We start from the raw sequence: 6,063 nt of genomic DNA, 5'->3' as shown, positions 1-6,063 counted from the left end.
GGTACAGAACTTGACGTGTTGTCGCTTAAAGGTCAATCGTTTTGGCAGAGTGTTCAACAAATTATGAATTTTGCGCATGATTTACTGGATGATGTTAGGGGACGAGAAGAAGGGAGAAATCAACTTGTTTCCGATATGGACTCTTTGACACAAAGAATGAAAGAAAGCCCGATTGTCGGAATGAAGGCCAAGCTGTTTCGAGTGTAAATTGTGGACACTAAAAGTCTGAAGAGTTTATTCAAAGGCTAATTCCTCGCATGTTTTCGGCATGCTTGAGGAATTGGCCCTTTTTATTATCAAAAATGAGGAGGCTTTCTTATGAGTGCTATTTTAAAAAATGCGGTTGCGGTTCCATCCGGCCAAGGAAATGCTATCGGTTTTTTGACTTGGAGTTCATTATCAAGCATGCTGATCACTCCCGATGAGCTTAAACAAAAACTTGTTGATTCCGGGTTAGGCGCTGGCTGGATGCCGAAAGACATTCGACTTCCAGATGCATTTAGAAGAGCTACTAGTGAAAAGTTCAGACGGGAAATGTCGCCGGGAGTGTATGAGAACTACATGTTTCGTGAGGTGGCATCTACCAGCTCTTTTGTACAGCGCAACTTGGTTTGTGAAACTAAAGATACGAAAGGTCGAAGATTAAATTACATTCCCGATGCCGGAGCACTGGTATTAGATCGTAAAGCAGGGAAAGTAGAGACAAGCTATGTTTCATCACTGGCGCAGCAGTTAGTCAATAATGCCGCCATACAATTTGAGATTTATCGAAACAATTACGGCTCTACTACACTGCGTACCCTAATTACCAGCGTCTTGAAGAGTATGTCTCCTACTCCGGTAAGACCATCTGGAGGCGTCTATTTCGTCCCAGCGCAATTTGAAGGGAATTTGGATGCTTTGATTCGCTTTATCACTTCCCTTGAAAAGGGAGAGGCAGAGAAGGTTCCTGTAATGAACACCATGGATATGAAAAATATGGTTACAAGAAAGCTTTTGGATCATCTGCGCGGAACTCTTCAAGCTTGTGAGAATGGGGTAGCCAATCAGCTTAAGAAAAATGAGCTAAAGGCAATATTGGAAGACGCTAAAAATGTGGTTTCCAATTATAAAGAATATGAGGCTATTGTTACTGGTGATTTAAAAGAGATGGAAACTTGTGTAACACTTATACGCGAAAAAATTGCAGTCGCCTTGGTGAATATGGCGGATTAAAAAATTCGTTATCGTAAAGGTAACAGAAAGGAAAAACTCATGAAAGGACAAGCCTATTTACAGCATTGGCCTCTGATCAGGCAGGTACTCCAAGATCATATTGATTTGGAAAAGGTTCGATACAGTCAGCATGCAGGGGAGCGTATGGAAGAACGGGGAATTACCAAGAAAATGGTAGAATCCATTTTGTATCATAACAATCCTTCAGAAATGCATGAAGCCAAGAAATATCCCTTTGGAGAACAACCTTATACTAATGCTGATCCGGTATTAACCGTAGTCGGAAAATACGAGAATCGAAAACTGGCAGTTGGATTAGCTATAAAGAAAAGGAATCAGGGTATACTTTTTGCTGTAGTAACTGCCATGTTTCCTGAACATGGACGGCATGTACAGTAATCAAAGAATGTTTTACCTCTTGGTTTTGGTGTATAATATCCATATACCAAAACGGGCGGTGAGATTAAAATTGAAAGGAAAAAAGGACATGATTATTAATAATGTCAAAACACAAAATTTCCCCTATGAAGTGATTGATGGGGAAGAACACTATCCTTTACATTCTGCCGCAGTGGTTGAAAGTATTGCTGATCAGATCCCGGATGCGGTTAAACCTTCCGTTACTATTGATTACGATCAGATTCCAGCTTCGTATTTTGAGAAAGTGAAGGCAGAATTGGGACTCCGCTCAGTAGATCCGGAAGAAGCTTTGCAGCATGAACGTAAACTGTTGACAACTTTGGACCAAGAGGGCGCTTTTTCAAATTAACAGGTAAAAACTAATTAAAATGAAGAGCTGATGACTTCCAAACGGGGAGCTTCGGCTCTTTTTTTATTTTAAAAAAGCGGAGGGATTTATTTGAAAATTAAAGATATTCAAAATGAATTGTCAGTACAATATGCAGAACGTGAAGAAGTCATTGAAGGATTGATGGTGGCCATGATCGCTCGTCAGCATGCTTTACTGATCGGCCCCCCTGGAACTGGTAAGTCCGCTCTTGTATCTGATCTTACAAAAAGAATTACCGGGGCTAATTACTTTCAATGGTTGCTTACTCGTTTCAGCACCCCAGAGGAGCTGTTTGGGCCGGTATCCTTAAAAGAACTGGAGCATGGCGTTTATAAGCGAAATACATCCGGGAAGTTACCGGAAGCGCACACATCGTTCCTTGACGAAATTTTCAAGGCCAATAGTGCAATTTTGAACGCACTCCTAACGCTCATCAATGAACGGATTTTTTACAATGATGGGGCGCCGGTTTCTGCTCCATTGATGTGCCTAATTGGTTCTTCAAACGAGTATCCGGAAGAAGGGGAAGGGCTTGAGGCTTTATTTGACCGCTTCCTTTTACGATATGAAGTGGATTACATTGGAGAGGATCAATCGTTCATTGCCATGTTGAAAGGTTCTCCATCTTCTTCAACAAGTATGAGTCTGGAAGAACTGTTTGAGCTTCAATTTTTCAGCGATACGGTTACGATTCCTAATGAAGTTTACGGTGCGCTGAGTAAAATCAGACGGGAGCTAATGGATGAGGGAATCCGGCCTTCAGATCGCCGTTTTAAGCAAGCCTTGTCCGTTGTTCGTGCTAAAGCGGTACTGGCCGGCCGAGATCAGGCTATCTTGGAAGACCTCATGATTCTTAAACATAGCCTGTGGGAAAAGCCAGAGCAGCGTGATAAGGTGGTGAAGATTGTACGTAATCATGCCCAAGATGGTGTGAAGACGCGCGTGGAAGAGATTGAAGCTGAAGCAGCGGAGATTCTAAATAACCTCAATCAATCTAACAACTCTACGGATGTGGCTGTTGAGAGTACGAAAAAGCTCAAGACCTTGGTCGGTGAGCTTAAAAATCTCCAGAAGGATAATCCGAACCGGCCAGAAGTTGAGCAAGCCATTGCTCTTGTTCAGAAGTCATTAACCGATATTGCATCCCAAGTGTTGGGAGTGTAGCAGATGAAGGAGCCGATGAATTCCGTTTTAAATACAGATTCATATGATCGTAGACGTTTTGGGCAGCTCTTGGAAATGTCCGAAAAGCTCAAGAAGGTTGGAGCAGAGGGGAACGAGATATTCCCCTCTTTTCAGCCATTAATGGGCGATATATGGGCTGGTTTATTCAAAATGAAGCCTGAATTGTTGGAACAAGTTCCTGATGAATTAGGAATAAATCATCAGCTAATGGAGAAGGTCATGACAGATGAAGGCTATCAGGGGTTTCGTGAATTTACCCGTCTGGATGATCTGGCAGCGGCTCTTGGTACAACAAAATATAGCGAGACGGTTCTTGGTTGGGTGAAGGAACAAGCACAGAGGGATCAAGAATTTGCTGAAGCATTACAAAACTTGATGAATGGAGAACAGGGTGCTTCGCAGCAGGCAGCAGAGGTTTTGTCCGCAGCCCTGAACCAGAAAGGAAACTCTCTATCTCGAATGTTGTCTCAAGCTGCACAGGAAGCCGTAGAAGCCAAAGAGAATGTGAAGTCTCTCTTGGGTGGAATAAAGGCGGGAAGTGGAGATAGTGAACTGAAAAAGGTTCCATTAAAGGATCAATTGCTTCTGGCTGAAAAATTGAGTCACGATAAGAAATTGAAAGAGATTGCAACATGGGCTGGTCGTATGAAGGTAATCGCCAATCGTAAGCAGCGTTCCAAGCATAAGGATGCGATCAACCGTAACGGTGTCCGGCAGGGCAATGATGTAGAGCAGCTATTGCCGATGGAACTTGGCAGTTATGCCAGCCCTATGACCAAAATGGATTTCTTACGCCGATATGTGGAGGGCCAAACGCTTCAGTACGATACAAAGGGGCCTGAACAGCTTGGTAAGGGGCCGATTGTTCTATGCTTGGATCAATCGGGAAGTATGGCAAATCAAGATCCGATTTCAAAAGGCTTTGCTCTTGCACTGATGAGCATTGCACGAAAGCAAAGAAGAGATTTTGCATGGATTCCCTTTTCTTCGCATGCTGCTGCTCCCTTGATCTATGAGAGAGGGAAGATTGACGTTCAGGATATGATTCAGCTTGCAACTGTCTTTTTGGGTGGAGGGACAAGTTTTGTACCTCCGTTGAAAAAAGCTGCCGAAGTGATTAAGCGGAGCCGTTTCAGCCAAGCGGACATTATTTTTGTAACAGACGGCGAAGCTCATATGAATGAACGATTTCTAAATAGCTGGAACGAGTTAAAGGAGAAGAAGGGCTTTTCAGTGCTTTCTTTGTTACTCGGTACGGAGTCTATAGAAGGAGTAGAGGGGTTCTCGGACCGAATTGTAAAAGCTTCTTCATTCGAGGATGAATCAGTGTATCAAGCTTTTGAAATATAAAACAAGGAGCAGGGCAGCTATTTACTGTCCTGCTCTTTAATTTTGGGAGGACTATTTAATGAAAAGATCAAGTATTCAACGCACAACAAAAAACCTTTTAAACATGAGAGATCGTATTCGCTTTGATCTGCCATTTCAGCGTAACAGCGTATGGAAAAATGATCGCCGTTCGTATCTTGTCGATTCAGTCATTCGGGATCGCTACATTCCAAACATCCTTGTTTGGGATAACGGAGACGGATACATCTGGGTCATTGATGGCCGGCAGCGTTGGGAGTCTATTTTCTTCTTCCACGATGGACAATACAAATTGAGCAAGGGAACAGCGGATTTCAATGGAGAATGCATTGCTGGAAAGCGATATGAAGAATTGTCTTCGGAAACACAATTTGAATTCCTGACGTACAATTTCACGGTGACAGAGTTTCGCGAATGCACTTTTGAAGAGGTAGAGGAAATGTTCTATCGGGTGAATCAGTCGGTTCCACTGACTTCCACTGAGAAGACCAGAGTCAAGGTAAGTCATGCTGTGCGGGAAACAGTCCAGGAAATCGGTCAAAGCTTGTTTTTTGAAAAAATTGCATTTACAAAAACAGATCTTAACCGCTATGTAGATGAGCGATTGATTTGGCAGTTCATTGCTTCAGCAATGAATCAAGATATTGATTTTGGGGGAGCAAGTTTAAATCGATTTATCTCCAGCTTGGACGAAGTACCGGCTACTACAGTAGAGATTGTAGAGAACAAAATTGAGTTTATGGATGCAGCGTTTCGCAATTGGGATAAAAAACAACGAAAAGCTTTAAAGAAGGTTCATGTCGCCAGCTTGTTTCAAGTTGTGGATTTTGCGCTCGAAAATGGCTGGACAGAAGATAAGTTTGGGTATTGGGCAAACTCTTTCCTGATTGAACGGTACTCACCTGATAGCCCTTATGGTCAATTATGTCAAAAAGGGGCAACGAGTAAGCAGTTTATTGCGAACCGAGTTGATTATATGGTTAAAGATATGGAGCAATTTTCGTGTTAGGATCTTGATTCTAACGAAGGTACAGGGTCAGTTTTGTATTGTCTTCTTTAGTTTGTGAGTTCATTTTCTGGATAGAAGGGTAAGAAAGGGGCCGCAGCGTTGCTGTACGGCCCTATTTTTTTTAAAAGGTGGGAGGGGGGATGATAGATGAAATGGATTCCGATTTGAATGGTTATCCCGCTGGAAATGGTAGCTTCATCGGGATGGATACGCATAGTTGGCGCCCGGATTGTAACTCAACGATTAGGCAAGGAGTACGGTGATATCGTGCTGTATCACAGTCGGCACTATGCGAGGCTCCGTAGGCAAACACCAGTAAACTATGTTGGGCCGATAAACTGTCCATTTTGTACGATCCGAAATGGTTCTACCTTTTCCGTGCGAAGCAAACGGGAGAGATCAAAGAGTATCGTTTAAATAGTAAGGACATATTTGGCTTAGAGCGATCGGATGGTGAATGGTTTGATTGGCTCCGGGGAGAATTTGTAAAACTGGA

At 42.9% G+C, this 6,063-nt stretch carries 7 protein-coding genes; all 7 read left to right on the top strand.

Annotation, left to right across the window (positions count from 1 at the left end; genetic code table 11):
- Window positions 1-207 (top strand): hypothetical protein (locus ABD76_RS25830; RefSeq protein WP_197259572.1); only part of this gene is annotated, 207 nt, incomplete at its 5' end.
- 111 nt (window positions 208-318) lie between these two features.
- Window positions 319-1,215 carry a DUF6744 family protein gene (locus ABD76_RS25825; RefSeq protein WP_197259571.1) on the top strand — a complete coding sequence of 299 codons (897 nt, stop codon included), beginning with the start codon at window positions 319-321 and terminating at the stop codon, window positions 1,213-1,215.
- Between the two features lie 39 nt (window positions 1,216-1,254).
- Window positions 1,255-1,614 (top strand): DUF4258 domain-containing protein, encoded by a 360-nt coding sequence (locus ABD76_RS25820; RefSeq protein WP_197259570.1) that lies wholly within the window; start codon window positions 1,255-1,257, stop codon window positions 1,612-1,614.
- Window positions 1,615-1,702: 88 nt separating this feature from the next.
- Window positions 1,703-1,984, top strand: coding sequence for a hypothetical protein (locus ABD76_RS25815; RefSeq protein WP_197259569.1), 282 nt, complete (start codon window positions 1,703-1,705; stop codon window positions 1,982-1,984).
- 90 nt (window positions 1,985-2,074) lie between these two features.
- Window positions 2,075-3,169: an AAA family ATPase gene (locus ABD76_RS25810; RefSeq protein ID WP_197259568.1), complete on the top strand. Its 1,095-nt coding sequence runs from the start codon at window positions 2,075-2,077 to the stop codon at window positions 3,167-3,169.
- Between the two features lie 3 nt (window positions 3,170-3,172).
- Window positions 3,173-4,540: a VWA domain-containing protein gene (locus tag ABD76_RS25805; RefSeq protein ID WP_197259567.1), complete on the top strand. Its 1,368-nt coding sequence runs from the start codon at window positions 3,173-3,175 to the stop codon at window positions 4,538-4,540.
- Window positions 4,541-4,598: 58 nt separating this feature from the next.
- Entirely contained in the window at window positions 4,599-5,567 is a 969-nt protein-coding gene (locus ABD76_RS25800) for a DUF262 domain-containing protein (RefSeq protein WP_197259566.1), read from the top strand.
- Window positions 5,568-6,063: the final 496 nt, after the last annotated feature.

The organism is Paenibacillus dendritiformis, from assembly GCF_015845845.1.
In the GTDB taxonomy this organism is placed as follows: domain Bacteria; phylum Bacillota; class Bacilli; order Paenibacillales; family Paenibacillaceae; genus Paenibacillus_B; species Paenibacillus_B dendritiformis_C.
Note: the sequence above shows the minus strand (reverse complement) of the source record. Positions and strands in the feature narration are given on the sequence as shown.

Excerpts from the sequence above, each read along its gene's own strand:
- ABD76_RS25825 (WP_197259571.1), top strand. The coding sequence starts at position 319 with ATGAGTGCTATTTTAAAAAATGCGGTTGCGGTTCCATCCGGCCAAGGA.
- ABD76_RS25820 (WP_197259570.1), top strand. The coding sequence starts at position 1,255 with ATGAAAGGACAAGCCTATTTACAGCATTGGCCTCTGATCAGGCAGGTA.
- ABD76_RS25815 (WP_197259569.1), top strand. The coding sequence starts at position 1,703 with ATGATTATTAATAATGTCAAAACACAAAATTTCCCCTATGAAGTGATT.
- ABD76_RS25805 (WP_197259567.1), top strand. The coding sequence starts at position 3,173 with ATGAAGGAGCCGATGAATTCCGTTTTAAATACAGATTCATATGATCGT.
- ABD76_RS25800 (WP_197259566.1), top strand. The coding sequence starts at position 4,599 with ATGAAAAGATCAAGTATTCAACGCACAACAAAAAACCTTTTAAACATG.